This is a genomic window from Mesorhizobium sp. M1A.T.Ca.IN.004.03.1.1 (genome assembly GCF_003997555.1).
In the GTDB taxonomy this organism is placed as follows: Bacteria; Pseudomonadota; Alphaproteobacteria; order Rhizobiales; family Rhizobiaceae; genus Mesorhizobium.
Genome location: NZ_RZTV01000109.1, coordinates 1 through 339, shown reverse-complemented (window position 1 = coordinate 339; position 339 = coordinate 1). Strand labels below are relative to the sequence as shown.

The following is a 339-nucleotide window of genomic DNA, read 5'->3' as shown; positions in this document are numbered from 1 at the left end:
ATAATCCCAAGTTTCAAAGCTTTTACAACAGCTACCGTTCTGCTGGTCGCATCCAACTTCCGCATTACATTTTTTAAATGGAAATCTATCGTATTTCGTGATCTGCCTAAAATAGTTCCTATTTCCCATGACGATTTTCCTTTCGACACCCAATAAATGCACTCTATTTCTCTCGGAGAGAGGTTATGAATTTGCTCCGGTTCAGTCGGAGTGCCGAGCTTCGCAACCCTCAGATGAAACTGTAGCGCGGCCATTTGCAGGTAGGTGATCGTTCTATTTAGCAATTCGCAGTCTGAGGATTGGGCAAAACGCATAAACCTAAAGCTGTCAGCAGGGCCA

At 44.2% G+C, this 339-nt stretch carries 1 protein-coding gene; it reads right to left on the bottom strand.

Annotated features, from left to right (window positions below; all coding sequences use genetic code 11):
• The coding region (locus tag EOD29_RS30920) for a helix-turn-helix transcriptional regulator (RefSeq protein WP_245475489.1) at positions 1-254 on the bottom strand (254 nt) is incomplete at its 3' end.
• Between the last annotated feature and the right edge of the window lie 85 nt (positions 255-339).